22 protein-coding genes are annotated in these 19,695 nt (G+C 59.0%); 7 read left to right on the top strand and 15 right to left on the bottom strand.

Going from position 1 to position 19,695, the window contains the following annotated elements:
• Positions 1-32 precede the first annotated feature (32 nt).
• The 13 genes from M2497_RS06995 to M2497_RS06935 all read right to left on the bottom strand — a co-directional run bounded on the left by M2497_RS06995 (position 33) and on the right by M2497_RS06935 (position 8,321).
• Entirely contained in the window at positions 33-539 is a 507-nt protein-coding gene (locus M2497_RS06995) for a phage major tail tube protein (protein ID WP_248486546.1), read from the bottom strand.
• Positions 539-1,705 (bottom strand): phage tail protein, encoded by a 1,167-nt coding sequence (locus M2497_RS06990; protein WP_248486544.1) that lies wholly within the window; start codon positions 1,703-1,705, stop codon positions 539-541. The genes M2497_RS06995 and M2497_RS06990 overlap by 1 nt, the downstream gene beginning before the upstream one ends.
• A 2-nt stretch (positions 1,706-1,707) precedes the next feature.
• A complete protein-coding gene (locus M2497_RS06985; protein ID WP_248486542.1) occupies positions 1,708-1,881 on the bottom strand; it encodes a hypothetical protein in 174 nt (57 codons plus the stop codon).
• 84 nt (positions 1,882-1,965) lie between these two features.
• The gene (locus M2497_RS06980; protein ID WP_248486540.1) at positions 1,966-2,223 is read right to left on the bottom strand and encodes a tail fiber assembly protein; all 258 of its coding nucleotides are present in this window, start codon (positions 2,221-2,223) and stop codon (positions 1,966-1,968) included.
• A gap of 9 nt (positions 2,224-2,232) precedes the next feature.
• Complete coding sequence (locus M2497_RS06975; RefSeq protein ID WP_248486538.1) at positions 2,233-2,871, bottom strand: hypothetical protein; 639 nt, start codon at positions 2,869-2,871, stop codon at positions 2,233-2,235.
• A gap of 26 nt (positions 2,872-2,897) precedes the next feature.
• Complete coding sequence (locus M2497_RS06970; protein WP_248486536.1) at positions 2,898-3,431, bottom strand: hypothetical protein; 534 nt, start codon at positions 3,429-3,431, stop codon at positions 2,898-2,900.
• Complete coding sequence (locus M2497_RS06965) at positions 3,428-4,156, bottom strand: phage tail protein I (RefSeq protein WP_248486534.1); 729 nt, start codon at positions 4,154-4,156, stop codon at positions 3,428-3,430. Before M2497_RS06965 ends, M2497_RS06970 begins: the two co-directional genes overlap by 4 nt.
• Positions 4,156-5,151, bottom strand: a complete 996-nt coding sequence (locus tag M2497_RS06960) for a baseplate J/gp47 family protein (RefSeq protein ID WP_248486532.1) — start codon at positions 5,149-5,151, stop codon at positions 4,156-4,158. The genes M2497_RS06965 and M2497_RS06960 overlap by 1 nt, the downstream gene beginning before the upstream one ends.
• A complete protein-coding gene (locus M2497_RS06955) occupies positions 5,148-5,480 on the bottom strand; it encodes a phage baseplate protein (RefSeq protein ID WP_248486530.1) in 333 nt (110 codons plus the stop codon). The genes M2497_RS06960 and M2497_RS06955 overlap by 4 nt, the downstream gene beginning before the upstream one ends.
• A 9-nt stretch (positions 5,481-5,489) precedes the next feature.
• Positions 5,490-6,101 (bottom strand): phage baseplate assembly protein V, encoded by a 612-nt coding sequence (locus M2497_RS06950; RefSeq protein ID WP_248486528.1) that lies wholly within the window; start codon positions 6,099-6,101, stop codon positions 5,490-5,492.
• A gap of 3 nt (positions 6,102-6,104) precedes the next feature.
• Positions 6,105-6,620, bottom strand: coding sequence for a hypothetical protein (locus M2497_RS06945; protein ID WP_248486526.1), 516 nt, complete (start codon positions 6,618-6,620; stop codon positions 6,105-6,107).
• Positions 6,621-6,641: 21 nt separating this feature from the next.
• The gene (locus M2497_RS06940; RefSeq protein ID WP_058423767.1) at positions 6,642-6,986 is read right to left on the bottom strand and encodes a phage holin family protein; all 345 of its coding nucleotides are present in this window, start codon (positions 6,984-6,986) and stop codon (positions 6,642-6,644) included.
• 600 nt (positions 6,987-7,586) lie between these two features.
• Complete coding sequence (locus M2497_RS06935; protein WP_248486525.1) at positions 7,587-8,321, bottom strand: XRE family transcriptional regulator; 735 nt, start codon at positions 8,319-8,321, stop codon at positions 7,587-7,589.
• A 125-nt stretch (positions 8,322-8,446) separates the two neighbouring features.
• Here M2497_RS06935 and M2497_RS06930 point away from each other — a divergent pair, with 125 nt between their 5' ends.
• The 3 genes from M2497_RS06930 to fdxA all read left to right on the top strand — a co-directional run bounded on the left by M2497_RS06930 (position 8,447) and on the right by fdxA (position 12,630).
• Positions 8,447-9,376: a GyrI-like domain-containing protein gene (locus M2497_RS06930; protein ID WP_248486524.1), complete on the top strand. Its 930-nt coding sequence runs from the start codon at positions 8,447-8,449 to the stop codon at positions 9,374-9,376.
• 196 nt (positions 9,377-9,572) lie between these two features.
• The gene (mutS, locus tag M2497_RS06925; RefSeq protein ID WP_248486523.1) at positions 9,573-12,164 is read left to right on the top strand and encodes a DNA mismatch repair protein MutS; all 2,592 of its coding nucleotides are present in this window, start codon (positions 9,573-9,575) and stop codon (positions 12,162-12,164) included.
• Between the two features lie 142 nt (positions 12,165-12,306).
• Positions 12,307-12,630, top strand: coding sequence for a ferredoxin FdxA (gene fdxA, locus M2497_RS06920; protein ID WP_003208688.1), 324 nt, complete (start codon positions 12,307-12,309; stop codon positions 12,628-12,630).
• A 495-nt stretch (positions 12,631-13,125) separates the two neighbouring features.
• Here fdxA and apbC read toward each other — a convergent pair whose 3' ends face one another.
• Positions 13,126-14,220: an iron-sulfur cluster carrier protein ApbC gene (apbC, locus tag M2497_RS06915; RefSeq protein ID WP_058423771.1), complete on the bottom strand. Its 1,095-nt coding sequence runs from the start codon at positions 14,218-14,220 to the stop codon at positions 13,126-13,128.
• A gap of 171 nt (positions 14,221-14,391) precedes the next feature.
• Between apbC and metG the strand changes: the two genes are divergently transcribed.
• The 4 genes from metG (at position 14,392) to M2497_RS06895 (ending at position 18,519) form a co-directional block, all read left to right on the top strand.
• Entirely contained in the window at positions 14,392-16,443 is a 2,052-nt protein-coding gene (metG, locus tag M2497_RS06910) for a methionine--tRNA ligase (RefSeq protein ID WP_248486522.1), read from the top strand.
• A 126-nt stretch (positions 16,444-16,569) separates the two neighbouring features.
• Positions 16,570-17,526, top strand: coding sequence for an electron transport complex subunit RsxB (gene rsxB / locus M2497_RS06905; RefSeq protein WP_248486521.1), 957 nt, complete (start codon positions 16,570-16,572; stop codon positions 17,524-17,526).
• A gap of 64 nt (positions 17,527-17,590) precedes the next feature.
• Entirely contained in the window at positions 17,591-18,229 is a 639-nt protein-coding gene (gene nth / locus M2497_RS06900; protein ID WP_058423774.1) for an endonuclease III, read from the top strand.
• Between the two features lie 107 nt (positions 18,230-18,336).
• Complete coding sequence (locus M2497_RS06895) at positions 18,337-18,519, top strand: hypothetical protein (protein WP_248486520.1); 183 nt, start codon at positions 18,337-18,339, stop codon at positions 18,517-18,519.
• An 84-nt stretch (positions 18,520-18,603) separates the two neighbouring features.
• Here the strand turns inward: M2497_RS06895 and M2497_RS06890 are convergent, their stop codons facing one another.
• Entirely contained in the window at positions 18,604-19,236 is a 633-nt protein-coding gene (locus M2497_RS06890) for a response regulator transcription factor (RefSeq protein WP_058423776.1), read from the bottom strand.
• Positions 19,237-19,695: the final 459 nt, after the last annotated feature.

Below are 19,695 nucleotides of genomic sequence, written 5' to 3'. Positions count from 1 at the left end.
GTATGAGGGCGAGCACGCTCGCCCCCGGGGCATTACGGCATCAGCACGGCACGGCGCGCATCACCGAGGATGTCGACGCCGTTGAGCATGAACTTCTGGGTACGTACGTCGATGTCGATGACCGGAATACCGTTTTCCAAGCGGTTGTAAGTGCGGCAGGACAGCTCCAGGGTGGTGAGTGCCTTATCGCCCATTTTCAGCTTCGCTTCCTCCAGGGATTTGAGCTTGCCGCCGACCGTGTGGTAGGTGAAATAGGTCTTGCCGTCCTGATCCTGGCCGGCTTCGCGCACGTTCAGCAGGATGTCGTCACCCAGGCGCACACCCAGGGCCAGCATGATTTCCGGGCCGGCGCCTTGCAGGATCAACTTGGCATTGAGCACCTTGCCGCTCTTGGCCATTTCCTCGGCAATAAAGCGCCCGCCGGACATGGGTTCCATGTCGAACTCGATCTTCGGTGGAGTGAACTCCTCTACCGTCGCGGACAACGGCAGGCCTTGAAGGGTGGCCGCGATGGCCTGTCTGACTCGGTTGGTAAACATTAGAGAACGTCCTCCAGGAACTGCTCGATGATTTCATCGCGGGCATTGAGTTGATAAATCATGTGTTCATTCGGCGCGTAGCGGCCGTAGTCGATGACGATGAACCAGGTGCCATTCTTGTACTTCTCGACACTGTTGAGTTCCGGGTGCAGGTACACGCTGCCGCCGGGGATGGTTTCGTCGGCGACCAGGGTTTGCAGCCAGTCGTTGATGCGCTTGACCTCCTGGTCCATGAAGGACTTGGTGAGGTTCTTGGCCATGGCTTTCTGGCCGGCCTTGACCAGCTTGCGGCTGATCGCATCTTCCAGGCCGACGTAGCTGATGAACTTGCCGGTGATGGAGCGGTTACCCAGCAGCGAGAAGCCGCCCAGGATGGTGCGGGCGTAGTAGCTCACGCCGTAGCGGTTGAGCAGGTCGCCTTCGGTCGAAGTGTCGAGGATGTTGTACTCAACCACGCGGGAAACGTCCTCGGCGAACGTCACCTGATTGCCCGGGCTTTCCCATTGCTTGACCTTGGCCAGCGCCGCGATAGCCAGGGACGATGGCGCGAGGAACACGTTCTTCTTCGCCGCCTTGGAGTACACCGACGGCATGTTATGCACCAGCAGGCAACGGTCGAAGCCCAGGTCGGCACCGCCCAGTTCGCCGCTGTAGGTCACCTGGTCGGCGACGCTGGCGTCCTTGCCATCCAGCACCACACGGGCCTTGATGCGCTTACCGAAGGCGGCGAACTCACCGGCCACGGCCTTGGTGCCGGTGAAGCCTGGGGCGCCGATGATGGTGAGGTCTTCCGGCACGCTGGCCAGGGCAGCCAGGCCCAACTTGCGGCCGGTGACGGGTTCGTTGCCGCCAATCACATTGTTGATCGTGTCAGCCGGGGTGGCGCCCTCCTCCACGATCACCACATAGACCGGCACCTTCACCACTTTGAGGATCTGGTACACGGCGTGGAACAGCGTGCCCGACTCAGTACCGGTAGGGTCCAGCAGCGCCTGGGTGGTGAAGCTGTTGATGCGAAACGGCGCGTTCTTCGGGATCGATGCATGCGCCTTCGGCGCCGTGCCGACGAGGCCGATCACGTTGTCACCAAGGCCACCCATGGCCTCGGGGGATTCGGTGGCATTCACGGTGATGCCGTTGTGCTCGAAGTTCAGAACCTCAGCCATGGTTAGTCAGCCTTCTTGGGGGTGGAATTGAGGACGCTGGTCAGTTCCAGGCGGCCGGCGGTGCGCAGGGCGGATGCTTCGACGTCCAGCAGTTCCAGTTCCTCGCCGACGGTGGACCAATGGCCGGCTCCGGTGGGGAAAGGGATGAGGACGGTGTAGGTTTGGCGATTAGCCATGGTTGGAATTCTCCGGGTGGAAAACGCCAAAGCCCCTGCGGGAGGGGCTTTGGAGGGGCGAAAAAAAACCGCTTTCGCGGTGGGTTATTTCAGGAACGCCGGCAGTACGGGCCATGTCAGTTGCGAGGGGTCACCGGCTTGTTCGGGGATATCACGCAGCGCCTTTCGATAGGCGACTATCTCAACGCGTTGCGCATCGGTGGCTGGATAATCCAGCAATTGAGTGAAGTCGGTGTTGCGCAGCAATTGGTCACGGCGGGCACGAATGGCAGCCCATTCCACTCCGGGCATCGGCGAGGCCAGCGGCGAAACATTGTTTTCAGCATTGGGCATATCAGACATGTAGCCTCCTTAATTAAATACAACAGTGTCGGCCAACGACAACCTGGACTGAAGATCGCCCAGCGCGAATAGACGACCATTACCCACACGCATCGTGTCGATACGAACCGTTGTGTAATAAACCGATGGAAAAAGAATCCGCAAAACAATATTGCCGTTTGCATCCACATAAACAGAGGGGGACATATTGCCAAACGTCGATACGTTATGGAGCGACCGATTGGGCTTATAGCAATAGCCCACCAGCGTCTCATCCACTATTTTCGCGGTACCGTAGCTATAGCCCTTAATATTGAACCAGAACATTTGCGAATCAACGTTAATATTGAGTGGCACCTTGAAATGCATATAAACGTTATTCATGCCACCGAGGTCAGTTGAAGCAAAATCTCCTACCGACAGGGCGCCAATAGAGGCACCGAGACCATCAATACCACCACAGGTGTATACATGCCCCTGAAGAATGTTGCTGCGAATGGTGCCTATCCCGTCGGGTTTTCCCTGAACGTCCTTAAGATTGCGCCACTCATTGAACTGCGCCAATGCGCCGGCCATCGTGGCATTGATACTTCCGATCTTCCCATTGACCGCAGTGGTCAAGTTATTCGCGGCTGTCACCAGCGACGTGATAGTTGTTTCTATACTCACAATCAATCCTCCTTGATTTTTATGCCCTAACGGCCCGACTCCAACTGCATCACACGAAACAACAACTCGGTATTGCGAGTCATATTATCGATGTTCGCCGTTGCAAGGACCGCAATATCCTCACCCAATAAAATATTGAGATTGTCACTCCCCACTACAATCGTCACGCTGTCCGCCGGTAACGGCGATATATCCAGCGTGAACTTTTGCAACACCCGCGCCGCTGCCGCTTTATACGTCAACAACTTCCCTGCCACGGAATACACCGCTAGCAAAGTCCCGCTGGCGAGATAAAAACCGAACTCGCCAATTTCATATTCGGCCTCGCCATCAAACAGCGCGGCCATCCTGAGTTGGCGGTCGCCCAAGTCCTCGTAATCCACAATAGCGACCCGTTGACGCTCGTCACGCAAGGCCACCTCCGTACCATCCGGGTTGTAGCGGCCAGTGCCGGCGCCGATGTGGGTGATTTCGCCTTTCAGGCCCTGGTTCTTTGCCTGAAGCACTTCATCCAAACCTTTGGAGGTGAAGCGCACCAGGCGCGTAATGTCATCTGTCATGGCTGCGCCCTGAGGTCGTAGTCGTTAATGGTGTAGTGCCGGGCCAGCCCGACACTGGTTAGCCGGGCGGCAAGCCCGAGTTCCGGTAGCGCGCCTTCAAGCTGCAACTCGCCATCGCTCACCGGGGTGTGGGCTGCGCTGTTGAAGGAGACGGCACCCTGGAGCTTCACTTCGGGCAGTGCGCCAGGTGGGTTGTCCTCGCCGACGCTCAACCCAGGGTCAGCGGCAGCACAGAGGCGTAAACCCTGGGAGGTTTCATGCACGATGGTGATTGTCGCCAGGTCCCGCTCACTCTGCGCTGCATTGATTCGACGGATCAGTCGGTTATGGTCACCGCTGGACCAGCTTCGCCCGATGATCGCCTGCACATCAAAGGTGTAGGGCACACCCAGTGGCCGCTGCTGATACCAGGCGCTGATGTGGGGGATGAACCCCAGCGATTCCACTGCGTAGCTCAACGCCTTGGGCGTACCCGCCTGACGCTGGATCTGCCATGACAAGGCCACAGTGAGGCGCTTTTCGGTCTCGCTGGCATCTGCGTTCCATTCATTGACGCCTCGGTCGGCAGCCAGATAGGGCAGGAATTCGGCGGGCGTTTGCAGCGCATTCATCAACGCCGGGAACGGCGGTACGACCCGTTCGAGCAATGTCCCAAACCCCAGGTCCAGCGCCTTTTCCAACGGTGAACTGTTGGCCGGTAACAGGCTCGCTTTGGGTTCATCCATCATAGCGTGCGCACCTCCACTTCAACCCCCGTGCAATACGGGGCCTGGAATGCCGTGCTGATGATCGGCTCCAGCGGTTCGAGGATCTGCAGTTGCACCGCGCCAGCGCTGTGGATGGCGTAGTCGATCCAGCTTGGGTCGACGCGGCCTTCCAGGCGATGACAGGAATCGGCGTAGGTTTGCAGCAGTTTTTGTGCAGCGACCTGGGTCAATCCCGAATCCGGGCCGGCGTTGATCTTGGCGATCACGCGGATTTTGTAGCGCTGGATCTGTGCTCCCTGGACGGTAACCAGATCGGTTTCCGGTCTTACATCGGGCCGTGCGAAATGTCGCCGCACGCCGTCAAGCAAATCAGCGGACGCAGTGCCATCACCTTCCCTGGAAAGCACGGTGACCATCACCTCGCCGGGGGCGGTGCGTCGAGCGTTGCCGTCCTTGACCTGCGCCGCATAACCGTCCGGATCAAAGGTGTAGCTGACGCTCACAACGCCCGGCGTGGCGCTTTGCACCTTGACTGACGGCCGCTCGCCCAGGGTGAACACCTCACGCCGGTACTGCATGCGCGAACCCGCCGCCGGGGCGTGGGGCGCCAGGTAGTAACGCAGGCGGGCGTCGTCGTCGCTTTCCAGAATCGGTGGCACCGGCGGGAAAGCAGCCGGGTCGCCGGGGTCGAGGACCTGGCGCTCCAGGCCCATATCGGCCAGGCGTGCATCCAGGTTGCTGCCGGTAGCCCACCACGCCAGCATCTGCTTGATGCGGGCGTTGTACTTGCGCTCGTGGGTTTGCAGGCGCACGCAAAATGCTTCCAGGGCCAGGGTCAGCAGTTCGCTTTCATTGTCGAGGCTGACCTTGAGTTTGGCTGCGCTTTGCGGTGCGCGGGTGGCGACGTAATCGACGACGAAGGCCTTGAACTCGGCCAACAACGGTTCGAACTCATCGACCGCGATGATGGCCGGTTCCGCCAGTTGGTTCTGGCCAGGGATCAACATGCTCATGTCACGACCTCGAAGGATTGCTGGCGGTTTTTCCAGGTACCGGCAAAACGCAACAACAGACCGGCGCCCTGGCGGGTGGCGACGATGACCTGGGGCTGAAAGTCGGCGATGCCGTTCTGGGTGTTATAGAAGGCCTGGGCAGCGTGGCTTTGGGCGAGAATCAGCAGGTCGTCACCGAGGTTCTGCCCGAGCAGTTGCGGGATCAACGAGCCGTACAGCGGGCGTTTCTGGCGAGTACCCACGGGGGTGGTCAGCGCTCGGGTGGCGCGCTGCACGAATTGCAGCCAGTCGTCGACGGCTGCCCCGGTGTTCCTATCGATTCCGATCATGGCAAATCCTTATGCACTGCTGATCACACGGCCCTGGTGGTCCACCACCGGGCCGCTCAAATGAACGCCGGCGGCATCCAGCAACACGCCGCTGGCGCCGAGTTGCAGGGTGATGCCCTGGGCGTCAAGGGTCAGGCTGGCGGCACCTACGTTCACGACAATCTGCTCGCGGGAGCCGCTAACCGTGGTGGGGCCGTTGACCCAATTGAAGGTGTGGCTGGCGTCGTCGTAGTCACTTTGAGTGCCGTCCTGATAGCGACGCCGCGTCAACGAAGCGACGTCGGACACGGGCGGAAAGAGACTGCTGTTGAGGCCGAACAAGGCCACAGACTGCGCGCCCCCTTCCCCGCCGCCGTAATTGAGCAGCAGGCATTGTTCGCCCACCGAGGGGATACGGGTTTCGGTCTGCGCCCCGGCGCTGGGGTTGAAAAACTTGATCGCCGGACTGAGTAAGTCCCCGTGGCTGATCGTGCAGGTATTGCTGGCGGCGTCGACCTCCTGGCACACGCCGATTCGGCAGAAGCTTTCTGCGCGTCGATAGAGATCTTCAAGCTGGGCTTCCATTTCGGCCAGGCGCTCGACGATCGGACCCAGTTGCATGCGTAGCAATGCATCGAACATGGGCTACTCCTGCAACGGGCGGTATTGATCGGGATCGTCGATGTTCGTGACTTCCCAGGTGCAGGCAAACAGCGGCTTGCCCGTAGGATCTTCGAGCAGCGATGGCCCGAGATAGAGGTTTTGGGTGAAGGAAACAGTCCAAGTGTCATAGTCCGTTTCCGCACTGGTGAGCACGGAAGGTGCCGCGACAATCGCAGTGGGCAGGTCGCATTGTTCGGGCGGCAGGCCCCAGCGGTTATCCAGGGCCAGGTCCATCAGTTGGCTGGCCAGGTCGCAGGCATCAAACGGTGCCGAGCCGCCGGCGACCATGACCTTGAGTGAAACCGACAAGGCGTGCGCCTTGCGTCCTGCAAGCGAGCGAATGCCAGGGCCGTTGCGATCCACGCTGATCAAAATGCCCGTTTTATCGCCCGCTCCAGAAAAGTCATGATGATTACCAACCCGAAGCTGTGGGAACGCACTCTTCAGCGCATCCCCAATCGCCACGGGCAGTTGGGAAGGTTTTTCGAGAGGTGTCATCTGCTTGCATCCTTGCAGCGGTTACTGCTGATCCGGGCGAGAGGTCGGGGCCTGGTTGACCCCGATGCGCTTGGCTGCCCAGCGTTCATAAAGGCCGATGGCCACGTCCGCGCCGGCCATGGCGGTGAGGCAACCAATGGCGCCGGCGGTCCAGATCGACATGCCGGCGGCGTAACACAGCATCAAGGCCGAGACCCCGCAGACCATGCACGCCCCGGACCGCAACGCCAGGCGCCGTACCAGCGACCAACCGCGGGCGCCCTCCTTGTCGGCGCGCCACATTTCTCCGGAGACCCCGCCGATCAGGGCCAGTACGATCACCAGCCAGATAGGCATTTCCGCTAACGCTTGCTGCTCGTTTGTCATGTCACGCCTCCTGGCTGAGCACTACCGGCGCGGGGCCGGCTCTTGGGTAAATCCATTTTGTAGGTAGGCATTCCAAAAAGCCCGGTTGCCCGGGCTTTTCAGTAATGCGGTCCATATTCGATCTTTCGGCGCTACTGGCGCGGTACGGATCTTTCCTCGATGTTTTTCCGACCACGATCCCTGTCTGCCGGATAACTGCTTCTGGTGCTTTACGCTGCACACCCGGGTCAGTTGCCAACCCTCTGAACCGTTATGAGGCCGGTTCATCGCTGCCTGTTCTTGAAGCGGTAAAACTAAAGAGCGTCGGCATCCTTGCCGGTGTTGCCTGGCCTCCCTGCCATCGCTCAGATGGCGTCCTTGCCGGTGTTGCGTGCCTTCCTTGTCTTTCCTGGCAGCATCCTTGCCGCCTCCACCAAGCCTTGTTTGGCTGGCTTGGATGAAGAATAAGTATGTATGCATATACAGTCAATGCATAAATGCATTTATTTTTACCGCATAAATGCACACATGCATTTTTAGCCTCGTGGGCCGAGGGTTTGGCGATTTTCTGCAGACGAAAAAAAGCCCGCTCGTTGGCGGGCTTTGTCTTACGCAAGAAGGTTAACGGGCGTACATGCCCCACCAGAACACATGACCCAGGATGCTGATCTGCTCATCCTGGATATCCTGGAAGCTATAGTCCTCATCCGGGTGCTCGTCGCGGTTGAAACTGCGCAGGCGAATCCCGGAAGGCAGGCGATAGAGCTGTTTCACGCGCAATTGGCCGTTGTGATTGATGGCATACAAGTCACCATCGACGATATCGCCAATGCCGCTTTTGCCCGCGTTCACCCCGACCGTCGCACCGTCGCGCAGCACCGGCAACATGCTGTTGCCGCGCACGGTCACGCACTTGGCCTGGTCGAACTGCACACCGTTATGCCGCAGGCTGCGCTTGCCGAACCGCAGGCTGGCCTTCTCGCTTTCCTCGATGACGAATCTTCCTGATCCAGCAGCCAATTCAACCTCGCGCAGAAAAGGGATCGACACCTCGTCATCATTAACGGGCGTGTCGTCGTCCCACAGGCTTATGTCCTTGAGTTCCGAATGCATCGGGTCACGCACGTCATCGCGCAAAGCGCCCATGGCCGCGCGCCCGCGCAGGTAATCGGTGCTGACGCGGAAGTACTCGGCGATACGGGAAATGTGCTTGTCCGACGGATCAACGATCTTGCCGCTGAGGATCCGAGAGAGTGTGGATTGAGGCACGCCAGTACGCCGGTGAAGCTCCGTGGGGGAGATCCGGTCGCGGTCCAGCAGTTCTCTTAATACGATAGAAACGTTGCGTTTTTGCATAACGGGGATAGTGACGGGAGTTTTTTGGCTTGGCAAATGCTAATTTGCATTTTTTGTGCATACTACCACGCACTATGACCACCAAAATCTGCGCCCACGCATCCCGCGCCGAGTACGCCCGGCGTATGAACCGCGTACTCAACTACATCGATGCCCACCTGGACACCCCCTTGGAGGGTGCCCGGTTGGCCGATATCGCCAACTTTTCGCGCTTCCATTTTCATCGGATTTTCGCGGCGTGGATGGGCGAGACCTTGGGCAGCTACGTCCGGCGGCGGCGACTGGAGAAGGCAGCGTTCCGCCTGTCCTGCGGCAGCCATGAAAGCGTGCTTGAAACGGCATTGGCCAGCGGTTTCAATTCGGGCGAAGCATTCGCACGGGCCTTCAAACTCCAGTTTGGCTGCACGCCATCCGAGTGGCGCGCCAACACACCACAGCGGCTGGCAGCGCAGGCGGCTGCCATCGGGCCGCGGCCGGGTCCGCAGGAGAGCAATCCCGATCAGGTCTTCGGCAATGCCCATCAGGCACATGAGCGTACGTTCGACGACGCTGGGTTCTCTTCTCCTTCAGTGAAAGAGCCCACCATGGACGTACGCATTATTGATTTACCCAAGGTACGCGTTGCCTACCAACGCCTGATCGGCCCCTACGGCCCCGCAATCGGCTACTTCTGGCGCGGGACCATGGCGCCGTGGATGCACTCCAACGGCCTCGGCGGTGAACGGTGTTACGGCATAGGGTATGACGATCCTTCGATCACGCCTCCAACTAAGTGCCGCTATGACGCCTGCGTTGAAGTGCCAGCCTCTTTTGTGACCAGCGCCCAAGCAGATATCCAGACCCTGCCGGGCGGCCGCTATGCCGTAGCGAGCTTCAAAGGGAAAACAGACAAAATAGCCGATGCCTGGATGTGGCTGACGCGTGAATGGATGCCCTCCAGCGGTCTGCAATGCGATGACCGGCCATGTTTCGAGACGTTTTTTGCGGCGACCGCAACCGATTCTGACACCGGTGAGTTCATCTGTGACATCTGCATCCCCGTGCGGGCGCTGTAATACAAAGGCATGGCAGATACAGGCGGCGCGCTTATTTGCAGTTGAGTAAATGCGCCGCCCCCTTTTGCGTTTTACCTATCCGTTTGCGACCTGCGAAGCGCCGACCTTGCGTGTTAACCTTGCGCCCATTGCAAAATCGCAGGGCGGAATGCCCCACATTTGCCCCACTCCTTTCAACGAATTTGCCTACGACCCAATGAGTAAAACCACTTCAGACCTGTCCTCCCACACCCCAATGATGCAGCAGTACTGGCGCCTCAAGAACCAGCACCCTGATCAGTTGATGTTCTACCGCATGGGCGACTTCTACGAGATCTTCTACGAAGACGCGAAGAAGGCCGCCAAGCTGCTGGACATCACCCTGACCGCGCGCGGGCAGTCGGCGGGGCAGTCGATTCCGATGTGTGGGATTCCTTACCATTCGTTGGAAGGTTACCTCGTCAAGCTGGTGAAGCTGGGCGAGTCGGTGGTGATCTGTGAGCAGATCGGCGACCCGGCAACCAGCAAGGGGCCGGTAGAACGCCAGGTGGTGCGTATTATTACGCCGGGGACGGTGAGTGATGAGGCGCTGCTGGATGAGCGTCGCGATAACCTGATTGCTGCGGTGTTGGGCGATGAGCGTCTGTTTGGCCTGTCGGTGCTGGATATCACCAGCGGCAACTTCAGCGTGCTGGAGATCAAGGGCTGGGAGAACCTGCTGGCAGAACTGGAGCGCATCAATCCGGTGGAGCTGTTGATCCCGGATGATTGGCCGAAGGATCTGCCGGCAGAAAAACGTCGTGGGGCCAAGCGCCGTGCGCCGTGGGATTTCGAGCGTGATTCGGCGCTGAAAAGTCTGTGCCAGCAGTTCTCGGTGCAGGACCTTAAAGGCTTCGGGTGCGAAACCCTGACCCTGGCCATCGGCGCCGCCGGTTGCCTGCTTGGCTACGCCAAGGAAACCCAGCGCACCGCCCTGCCGCACTTGCGCAGCCTGCGTCATGAGCGTCTGGACGATACCGTGGTGCTCGATGGCGCCAGCCGTCGCAACCTGGAGCTGGATACCAACCTGGCCGGTGGTCGCGATAACACCCTGCAATCGGTGGTCGATCGTTGCCAGACGGCTATGGGCAGCCGCCTGCTGACCCGCTGGTTGAACCGTCCGCTGCGGGACCTGACAGTATTGCAAGCGCGCCAGACTTCCATTACCTGCCTGCTGGACGGCTATCGCTTTGAAAAGCTGCAGCCACAGCTGAAGGAAATCGGCGATATCGAGCGTATCCTGGCGCGGATCGGCCTGCGTAACGCACGGCCCCGCGACCTGGCACGCCTGCGCGATGCCCTTGGCGCCCTGCCGCAACTGCAAGTGGCGATGACCGAGCTGGATACGCCGCACCTGCAACAACTCGCCGTCACAGCCGGGACCTACCCGGAACTGGCGGCCTTGCTGGAAAAAGCGATCATCGACAACCCGCCGGCGATCATCCGTGACGGCGGCGTACTCAAGACCGGTTACGATAGCGAACTGGATGAACTGCAGTCCCTGAGCGAAAACGCCGGGCAGTTCCTGATCGACCTGGAAGCCCGCGAAAAAGCCCGCACCGGCCTGGCCAACCTGAAAGTCGGCTACAACCGTGTGCATGGCTACTTTATTGAGTTGCCCAGCAAGCAGGCCGAATCGGCGCCGATCGACTATCAACGTCGCCAGACCCTCAAAGGTGCCGAACGGTTCATCACCCCGGAGCTCAAAGAATTCGAAGACAAGGCGCTGTCGGCCAAGAGCCGCGCCCTGGCTCGAGAGAAGATGCTCTATGAGAACTTGCTGGAAGACTTGATCAGCCAATTGGCGCCGCTGCAAGACACTGCCGCCGCGCTGGCCGAACTGGATGTGCTGAGTAACCTGGCCGAACGTGCGCTGAACCTTGACCTGAACTGCCCGCGTTTTGTCAGCGAGCCATGCATGCGCATCGTGCAAGGTCGTCACCCGGTTGTAGAACAGGTGCTGACCACGCCGTTCGTTGCCAACGACCTGTCGCTGGACGACGATACCCGCATGTTGGTCATCACCGGTCCGAACATGGGCGGTAAATCCACCTACATGCGGCAGACCGCTTTGATCGTGCTGCTGGCGCATATCGGCAGCTTTGTGCCGGCGGCCAGTTGCGAACTGTCCCTGGTGGACCGCATTTTCACCCGGATCGGCTCCAGCGATGACCTGGCCGGTGGGCGCTCGACCTTTATGGTGGAGATGAGCGAGACCGCCAACATCCTGCACAATGCCACCGAACGCAGCCTGGTGCTGATGGACGAAGTAGGTCGCGGCACCAGCACCTTCGACGGCTTGTCCCTGGCCTGGGCGGCAGCCGAACGCCTGGCGCACCTGCGTGCCTACACGCTGTTTGCCACGCACTATTTCGAGCTGACGGTGTTGCCGGAAAGCGAGCCGCTGGTAGCCAACGTGCACCTGAACGCCACCGAGCACAACGAGCGTATCGTGTTCCTGCACCACGTGCTGCCAGGGCCCGCCAGCCAGAGCTACGGCCTGGCCGTGGCGCAACTGGCGGGGGTTCCGAACGATGTGATCACCCGCGCTCGCGAGCACCTCCGCCGCCTGGAAACCACGGCCCTGCCGCATGAGACGGTGGTCGCCAGCCCAGCCAAAGCCGCCAGCAAACCGGCTGCGCCGCACCAGAGCGACATGTTTGCCAGCCTGCCCCATCCGGTGCTGGATGAATTGGCTAAGCTTGACTTGGATGGCTTGACGCCGCGAAAAGCGCTCGAAATGTTATATGCACTGCAAGTTCGGATATAACGCAGACGCTTGCAAGCTGGTAGACTCTCGCGCGGTTTGGGATGCTGGAGGCTTTTAGCCTGGCCTGCAGACTATCGCTCCCGAACCTCGCGAGCCCTGCCACAAAGGGTTTCGCTGCCGCCGCCTGAGGAGAATATTAGAAATGACCTTCGTCGTTACCGACAACTGCATCAAGTGCAAGTACACCGACTGCGTCGAAGTGTGTCCGGTGGACTGCTTCTACGAAGGCCCGAACTTCCTGGTTATCCACCCGGATGAGTGCATCGATTGCGCCCTGTGTGAACCTGAATGCCCGGCCGTCGCTATTTTCTCCGAGGATGAAGTCCCGGCGGAGATGCAGGAATTCATTCAGTTGAACGTCGAGCTGGCGGAAATCTGGCCAAACATCACTGAACGCAAAGACCCGATGCCGGACGCAGCGGAGTGGGATGGCAAAAAAGGTAAGATTGCAGACCTCGAACGCTGATAGCGTCGCCCCCCTCCAAAAGGCCCCTTGCGGGCCTTTTTGCGTTTCTGGACGACCGGTTTCACTTTCCTGCAGGCAAAAAAAAGGGGCGGTATGACCCGCCCACATTTTTTCCCTAGTCCCTGTATTCCTTTTCATCATCCTGATGAATCGCATCCTGCGACGTTCCTTCAACCATCGTTCCTTGAAGGCTGTGCCAATCCGTGGACACAGGGCTGATCTTAAAGAGTTCCAAAGGAAGTTCAACGGGATCCAACCCATGAACTGACATGCAATCGCCCTGAACACGGAATAATTAATTGTTAAATTTCAATTGGTTAGAAAAAACTCTCGAAGAAAACGGACGTCCATGGAAGGAAAAAACCCCAAACACTTACGAAAAAGTAAGCAAATGCTTACACGACCAGCTGTGCAATTGCGAAACAAACGCACCTTGACCGTCTTCCAGGCATGAAAAAGCCCCGACAACGTCGAGGCTTTTTCCCTTCAAACGCCTCAGTCGTCGCTGACGGTGATGGTCGGCATGGCAGGCGTGGCGGCTTCCTGCAGGACGATCCGCGCACCGACATGACGCGCCAGCTCCTGATAGATCATGGCGATCTGGCTGTCCGGTTCAGCCACAACGGTAGGCTTGCCACCATCCGCCTGCTCGCGGATGAGCATCGACAGCGGCAAGGAGGCCAACAGTTCCACGCCGTACTGAGTGGCCAGCTTCTCGCCGCCGCCTTCGCCGAACAGATGCTCGGCATGGCCACAGTTGGAGCAGATGTGAACCGCCATGTTCTCCACCACACCCAGCACCGGGATGTTGACCTTGCGGAACATTTCCACACCTTTCTTGGCGTCGAGCAAGGCCAGGTCCTGAGGCGTAGTGACAATCACCGAGCCGGCCACCGGGACTTTCTGCGCCAGGGTCAGCTGGATGTCACCGGTGCCTGGCGGCATATCGATCACCAGGTAGTCCAGGTCGCCCCAGGCGGTCTGGGTGACCAGTTGCAGCAAAGCGCCTGAGACCATCGGGCCGCGCCAGACCATGGGCGTGTTGTCATCGGTGAGGAAGGCCATGGACATCACTTCCACGCCCAGGGACTCGATCGGCACGAACCACTTCTGGTCCTTGACCTTCGGCCGTGTGCCTTCGGCGATGCCGAACATCACGCCCTGGCTCGGCCCATAGATATCCGCATCAAGAATCCCCACGCGCGCGCCTTCGCGAGCCAGGGCCAGGGCCAGGTTGGCCGCCGTGGTGGATTTACCCACGCCGCCCTTGCCGGACGCCACAGCCACTACGTTCTTGACGTTGGCCAGGCCAGGGATCTGTGCCTGGGCCTTGTGCGCGGCGATCACGCATCGGATGTCGACCTTGGCCGACCGCACGCCGTCGAGACCTTCAATGGCCATTTGCAGCATCTGTGCCCAACCGCTCTTGAACAGACCGGCTGCATAACCCAGCTCCAATTGGACCGACACCTGGTCGCCCTGGACGTCGATGGCGCGTACACAGCCGGCACTGACCGGGTCCTGGTTCAAATAAGGGTCGGTGTACTGGCGAAGCACGGCTTCCACCGCTGCGCGATTGACGGCGCTCATGGGCTACTCCCGAAAAAGACTGAATGAAACAGGTGGCTATCCTAACCGTTCCAGCGGCCTTACGGCATGCTTTCGCAGGATGGGAAGATTCTGAAACAGCGGCACGGGGTGAAATATATTTCCCGGCGCTTTATAGTGGCCGACCTCCGTTTCATCAAGTAGCCGAGCCCCATGTCCGAGCCACGCAAGATCCTCGTCACCAGCGCCCTGCCCTATGCCAATGGTTCCATCCATCTTGGCCATATGCTTGAGTACATCCAGACCGATATGTGGGTGCGCTTCCAGAAGCATCGCGGCAACCAATGCATTTATGTCTGCGCGGACGACGCCCACGGTTCGGCCATCATGCTGCGCGCCGAAAAGGAAGGCATCACCCCGGAACAACTGATCGCCAATGTGCAGGCTGAACACAGCGCCGACTTTGCCGAGTTCCTGGTGGATTTCGACAATTTCCACTCGACCCACTCCGAAGAAAACCGCGAACTGTCGAGCCAGATCTACCTGCGGCTCAAGGAAGCCGGGCACATCGACCAGCGTTCGGTGACCCAGTATTTCGACCCGGAAAAGAAAATGTTCCTGGCCGACCGTTTCATCAAGGGCACCTGCCCGAAATGCGGCACCGAAGACCAGTACGGCGACAACTGCGAAAAGTGCGGCGCAACCTATGCACCCACTGACCTGAAGGATCCGAAGTCGGCAATCTCCGGCGCCACCCCGGTGCTCAAGGATTCCCAGCACTTCTTCTTCAAGCTTCCGGATTTCCAGCAGATGCTGCAAACCTGGACCCGCAGCGGCACCCTGCAGGATGCCGTGGCCAACAAACTCTCCGAGTGGCTCGACAGCGGCCTGCAGCAATGGGACATCTCCCGCGATGCGCCGTACTTCGGCTTCGAGATCCCGGGCGAGCCGGGCAAATACTTCTATGTATGGCTGGATGCGCCGATCGGTTACATGGCCAGCTTCAAGAACCTCTGCGACCGCACGCCGGAGCTGGACTTCGACGCGTTCTGGAGCAAGGACTCCAGCGCAGAGCTGTACCACTTCATCGGCAAGGACATCGTCAACTTCCACGCCCTGTTCTGGCCGGCGATGCTCGAAGGTTCGGGCTACCGCAAGCCAACCGGCATTGCCGTGCACGGCTACCTGACGGTCAACGGCCAGAAAATGTCCAAGTCCCGTGGCACCTTTATCAAGGCGCGCACCTACCTGGACCACCTGTCACCGGAATACCTGCGCTACTACTACGCGTCCAAGCTGGGCCGTGGCGTCGATGACCTGGACCTGAACCTGGAAGACTTCGTACAGAAGGTCAACTCGGACCTGGTCGGTAAAGTCGTCAACATCGCCAGCCGTTGCGCCGGGTTTATCCACAAGGGCAATGCCGGCGTACTGGTAGCCGAGAACGCTGCGCCGGAACTGACCGCCGCCTTCCTGGCCGCCGCGCCGAGCATTGCCGACGCCTATGAAGCCCGCGACTTCGCCCGTGCCATGCGCGAGATCATGGGCCTTGCCGACCGCGCCAACGCCTGGATCGCCGACAAGGCACCATGGTCGCTGAACAAACAGGAAGGCAAGCAGGCAGAAGTCCAGGCGATCTGCGCAACGGGCGTCAACCTGTTCCGCCAGTTGGTGATCTTCCTCAAACCCGTGCTGCCACTGCTGGCCGCCGACGCCGAGGCGTTCCTCAACGTGGCGCCGCTGACCTGGAATGATCACGCCAGCCTGCTCAGCAATCATCAGTTGAACGAGTTCAAGCCGCTGATGACCCGTATCGACCCGGTGAAAGTCCAGGCCATGACCGACGCTTCGAAAGAAGACCTGGTCGCCAGCCAGACCGACACTGGCGAATCGACGCCGGCTGGTAATGGCGAACTGGCCAAGGATCCGATTTCCGCAGAAATCGACTTCGACGCGTTTGCTGCGGTGGACCTGCGTGTCGCGCTGATCGTCAAGGCCGAAGCCGTGGAGGGTGCCGACAAGTTGCTGCGCCTGACACTGGACCTCGGCGGTGAGCAACGCAACGTGTTCTCCGGGATCAAGAGCGCTTACCCGGACCCATCCAAACTCGATGGCCGCCTGACCATGATGATCGCCAACCTCAAGCCTCGGAAAATGAAGTTCGGCGTGTCTGAAGGCATGGTGATGGCGGCCGGCCCTGGTGGCGAAGAGATCTACCTGCTCAGCCCTGACAGTGGTGCCAAGCCGGGTCAACGTATCAAGTAAGCCACCTTGTAGTGAGCGGGCTTGCTGTGGTGAAGGAGCTTGTTGTGGTGAGCGGGCTTGCCCCGCTCACCACAAGAGAGCCCCAGCCTCCTATTAAACCCGGTTTGCTATGCCCATGATCACAGCATGAACCTCATTCAACGCATCGACGCACTCCTGCCGCAGACCCAATGCGGCAAGTGCGGGCACCCGGGTTGCAAGCCTTACGCCGCGGGTATCGCGCGTGGCGAGGCGATCAACAAGTGCCCGCCCGGCGGAGAGGAAACCATCGCCGGCCTTGCGCTGTTGCTGCAGGTACCGGTGCTGGATCTGGACACCAGTCGCGGGGAAGCGCCCGCCCAGGTTGCCTACATCCGCGAGGCCGAGTGCATCGGCTGCACCAAGTGCATCCAGGCATGCCCAGTGGACGCAATTGTCGGCGCCGCCAAGCTTATGCACACCGTCATCATGGATGAGTGCACCGGCTGCGACCTGTGCGTTGCGCCCTGCCCTGTCGATTGCATTGAGATGCGCCCAGCGACCCGTGTGCTGCCCATGGTGGGCGGACTGGTGATCAATGACCGTCAACACCATGAACGCGGTCTGAAACGCGACAGGGCGCGGCGACGCTTTGAGCAGCGCAATGCACGCCTGCAACGCGAAGAAGCAGATAGACTCGCCGAACGCCAGGCTCGGGCCAAGCGTTCCACGTCGGTTTTGCAGGTGCAGGCCGATGTTGCCGAGGATGCGGCGACCAAAAAAGCCAAAATCGCTGTCGCGATGAGCCGCGCCCAACTGCACAAATCCTTGAAGGCGTTTGGTCATCCACCGACCTTTGAACAGCAGTCGCAGTTGATCATCCTGCAACAGCAGTTCGAAGCGGCGGAACAAGCGCTGGCTGCCTTGGAGGTGGGGATCGTACCGAAAGCAGCGACGTCATTCAGCAACACTGCTGATCTGAAACGGGCCAAAATCCAGCTGGCGATGCGTCGAGCGGAACTGAAGAAAGCCCAGGACCTGAACGTCGAACCGCAGCAACTGGCCGAGGCGCAACTGAAGCTGGACGATGCGCAGCGCCATATGGATGCCCTCAGCAACACCTGACCCGCAAACCTGCGGTGTGTGTTGATACAATCCCGCTGACCGTCTGCAAGGAACCCGCTACCCGATGAACGCCGCAAAACGCCTGGAAATATTTCGCAGGCTTCACGAAGACAATCCGGAACCCAAGACCGAACTGGCCTACACCTCGCCGTTCGAGTTGCTGATTGCGGTGATCCTGTCGGCCCAATCCACCGACGTCGGCGTCAATAAGGCCACGGCCAAGCTGTATCCCGTGGCGAACACACCAGAGGCGATCTATGCCCTGGGTGTGGAAGGACTGTCTGAGTACATCAAGACCATCGGCCTCTATAACAGCAAAGCCAAAAACGTTATCGAGACCTGCCGCCTGCTGGTGGAACTGCATGGTAGTGAAGTGCCACAAACCCGTGAAGCCTTGGAAGCCCTGCCAGGGGTGGGTCGTAAAACTGCCAATGTGGTGCTCAACACCGCGTTCCGGCAACTGACGATGGCGGTGGACACCCATATCTTCCGGGTCAGCAACAGAACCGGCATTGCCCGTGGAAAGAACGTAGTTGAGGTCGAAAAGCAGTTGATGAAGTTTGTACCCAAGCCCTATCTGCTGGATTCTCACCACTGGCTGATCCTTCATGGGCGCTACGTTTGCCAGGCCCGCAGGCCGCGCTGCGGCAGCTGTCGTATCGAAGACCTGTGCGAATACAAGGACAAGACATCCGACGATTGAGGGATCATTGGTTTTCTTGATCAGGCGATTGAAAAAATCTTTTTTACCCGATCATGGATTATCGTTATAAGGAGCGCCAACGGCAGTCTTAGCCCGGAGTGAACCTTATGAGCACTGGCAAAGAACAACTGGAAGTGGAAGACGACCTCGTTGAATCGGATGATGATGTGGCAGAGGCACCCGTCGTTGAGGTAGCCAAGACCAATTTGAGCAAACGCCGCACCATCGACAATCTTCTGGAAGAACGACGCTTGCAAAAACAGCTGGCCGATTACGACTTCGATCTGTGATCGAACGATCGACGGCCGGAAGCCTCCCTTACGGAGGCTTTTTTCTGCCGGTTACCCAGATAATGCGCGCTGCGGTGCCCTCCTCTATACCAAGCCGTTACGCTGGGCCAGTTCGATCAGGTCCACAAGGGAGCGGGCGTTGAGCTTGAGCAGCAAACGTGTCTTGTAGGTGCTGACGGTCTTGTTGCTGAGGAACATACCGTCGGCAATCTCCTTGTTGGTCCGGCCCCGGGCCAACTGCTGCAATACCATCATTTCCCGACCCGACAGACGCTCGACCATATCGGCCTCGCTGGCATTGCCCATGGTGGAGCGTACCGAGTTGAGCGCCTGGTTGGGGAAGTAGCTGTAGCCCGACAGCACCGCCTTGATCGCACTCAGCAACTCGGTCAGGTCCTGTTGCTTGCACACGTAGCCGGCAGCCCCCGCTTGCATGCAACGCATGGAAAAATGGCCAGGGGCCTGGGACGTCAGCACCAGCACCTTGAAGGGCACGGATTGCTTGGTAGAAGACAGCCGGCAAATAACTTCCAGGCCGTCAAGTTTGGGAATCCCAATATCCAGTATGACAATGTCCGGCATATGCTCCCGTGCAAGTTGCAATGCATCGACACCGTTATCGGTCTCGGCAACGACCTCATAACCATGACGCTCCATTAGCATACGCACAGCAAGACGAATGACGGGATGATCATCCACGATCAGCACTTTATTCATGAGAAAGTCCAATTTCGCTGTTCGAATTATTTAGAGCAAGCACAATAGCCTAGTCGTTTCCTGGTTGGCATAGCGTTCCCCCCCGAGCAACAGCAAGCAGAGACCCACCCCACAGCGATAAAGGAATTGCCCTACAAAAAAACGCCAACTCAGATGTATCCAGTTTTATAGATCCTTTCAGACCTTTCCGGGGACTTACATATTTTGAGTGAAATATCCATGGAGTATCAGGGGTTGGGTAAACGTGCCGCACACCACTCTCAGGAAATGCCCCTTGCCTATGTCCTACGCGCAGGAATCCGGGCAAGAAGTGTCCGACTGTTTTAGTTCCATTTAACATATTCTCTTACATCCTTAATTCCTACAGAGTATTCCGTGCTTTATACGTCCGCCTCACTTTCATGAGTGAATCTTCTGTAAGACCAGTTCCTAAGCAGGTGTAAAAAAATCATTCGCCCT

The sequence above is a fragment of the Pseudomonas sp. CYM-20-01 genome (genome assembly GCF_023169845.1).
GTDB lineage: Bacteria > Pseudomonadota > Gammaproteobacteria > Pseudomonadales > Pseudomonadaceae > Aquipseudomonas > Aquipseudomonas azotoformans.
This window is presented reverse-complemented; position numbering and strand designations above follow the sequence as displayed.

Coding starts and splice junctions, on each gene's coding strand:
- M2497_RS06995 (WP_248486546.1), bottom strand. CDS start 539: ATGTTTACCAACCGAGTCAGACAGGCCATCGCGGCCACCCTTCAAGGC.
- M2497_RS06990 (WP_248486544.1), bottom strand. CDS start 1,705: ATGGCTGAGGTTCTGAACTTCGAGCACAACGGCATCACCGTGAATGCC.
- M2497_RS06985 (WP_248486542.1), bottom strand. CDS start 1,881: ATGGCTAATCGCCAAACCTACACCGTCCTCATCCCTTTCCCCACCGGA.
- M2497_RS06980 (WP_248486540.1), bottom strand. CDS start 2,223: ATGTCTGATATGCCCAATGCTGAAAACAATGTTTCGCCGCTGGCCTCG.
- M2497_RS06970 (WP_248486536.1), bottom strand. CDS start 3,431: ATGACAGATGACATTACGCGCCTGGTGCGCTTCACCTCCAAAGGTTTG.
- M2497_RS06965 (WP_248486534.1), bottom strand. CDS start 4,156: ATGGATGAACCCAAAGCGAGCCTGTTACCGGCCAACAGTTCACCGTTG.
- M2497_RS06960 (WP_248486532.1), bottom strand. CDS start 5,151: ATGAGCATGTTGATCCCTGGCCAGAACCAACTGGCGGAACCGGCCATC.
- M2497_RS06955 (WP_248486530.1), bottom strand. CDS start 5,480: ATGATCGGAATCGATAGGAACACCGGGGCAGCCGTCGACGACTGGCTG.
- M2497_RS06950 (WP_248486528.1), bottom strand. CDS start 6,101: ATGTTCGATGCATTGCTACGCATGCAACTGGGTCCGATCGTCGAGCGC.
- M2497_RS06945 (WP_248486526.1), bottom strand. CDS start 6,620: ATGACACCTCTCGAAAAACCTTCCCAACTGCCCGTGGCGATTGGGGAT.
- M2497_RS06940 (WP_058423767.1), bottom strand. CDS start 6,986: ATGACAAACGAGCAGCAAGCGTTAGCGGAAATGCCTATCTGGCTGGTG.
- M2497_RS06935 (WP_248486525.1), bottom strand. CDS start 8,321: ATGCAAAAACGCAACGTTTCTATCGTATTAAGAGAACTGCTGGACCGC.
- M2497_RS06930 (WP_248486524.1), top strand. CDS start 8,447: ATGAACCGCGTACTCAACTACATCGATGCCCACCTGGACACCCCCTTG.
- mutS (WP_248486523.1), top strand. CDS start 9,573: ATGAGTAAAACCACTTCAGACCTGTCCTCCCACACCCCAATGATGCAG.
- fdxA (WP_003208688.1), top strand. CDS start 12,307: ATGACCTTCGTCGTTACCGACAACTGCATCAAGTGCAAGTACACCGAC.
- apbC (WP_058423771.1), bottom strand. CDS start 14,220: ATGAGCGCCGTCAATCGCGCAGCGGTGGAAGCCGTGCTTCGCCAGTAC.
- metG (WP_248486522.1), top strand. CDS start 14,392: ATGTCCGAGCCACGCAAGATCCTCGTCACCAGCGCCCTGCCCTATGCC.
- rsxB (WP_248486521.1), top strand. CDS start 16,570: ATGAACCTCATTCAACGCATCGACGCACTCCTGCCGCAGACCCAATGC.
- nth (WP_058423774.1), top strand. CDS start 17,591: ATGAACGCCGCAAAACGCCTGGAAATATTTCGCAGGCTTCACGAAGAC.
- M2497_RS06895 (WP_248486520.1), top strand. CDS start 18,337: ATGAGCACTGGCAAAGAACAACTGGAAGTGGAAGACGACCTCGTTGAA.
- M2497_RS06890 (WP_058423776.1), bottom strand. CDS start 19,236: ATGAATAAAGTGCTGATCGTGGATGATCATCCCGTCATTCGTCTTGCT.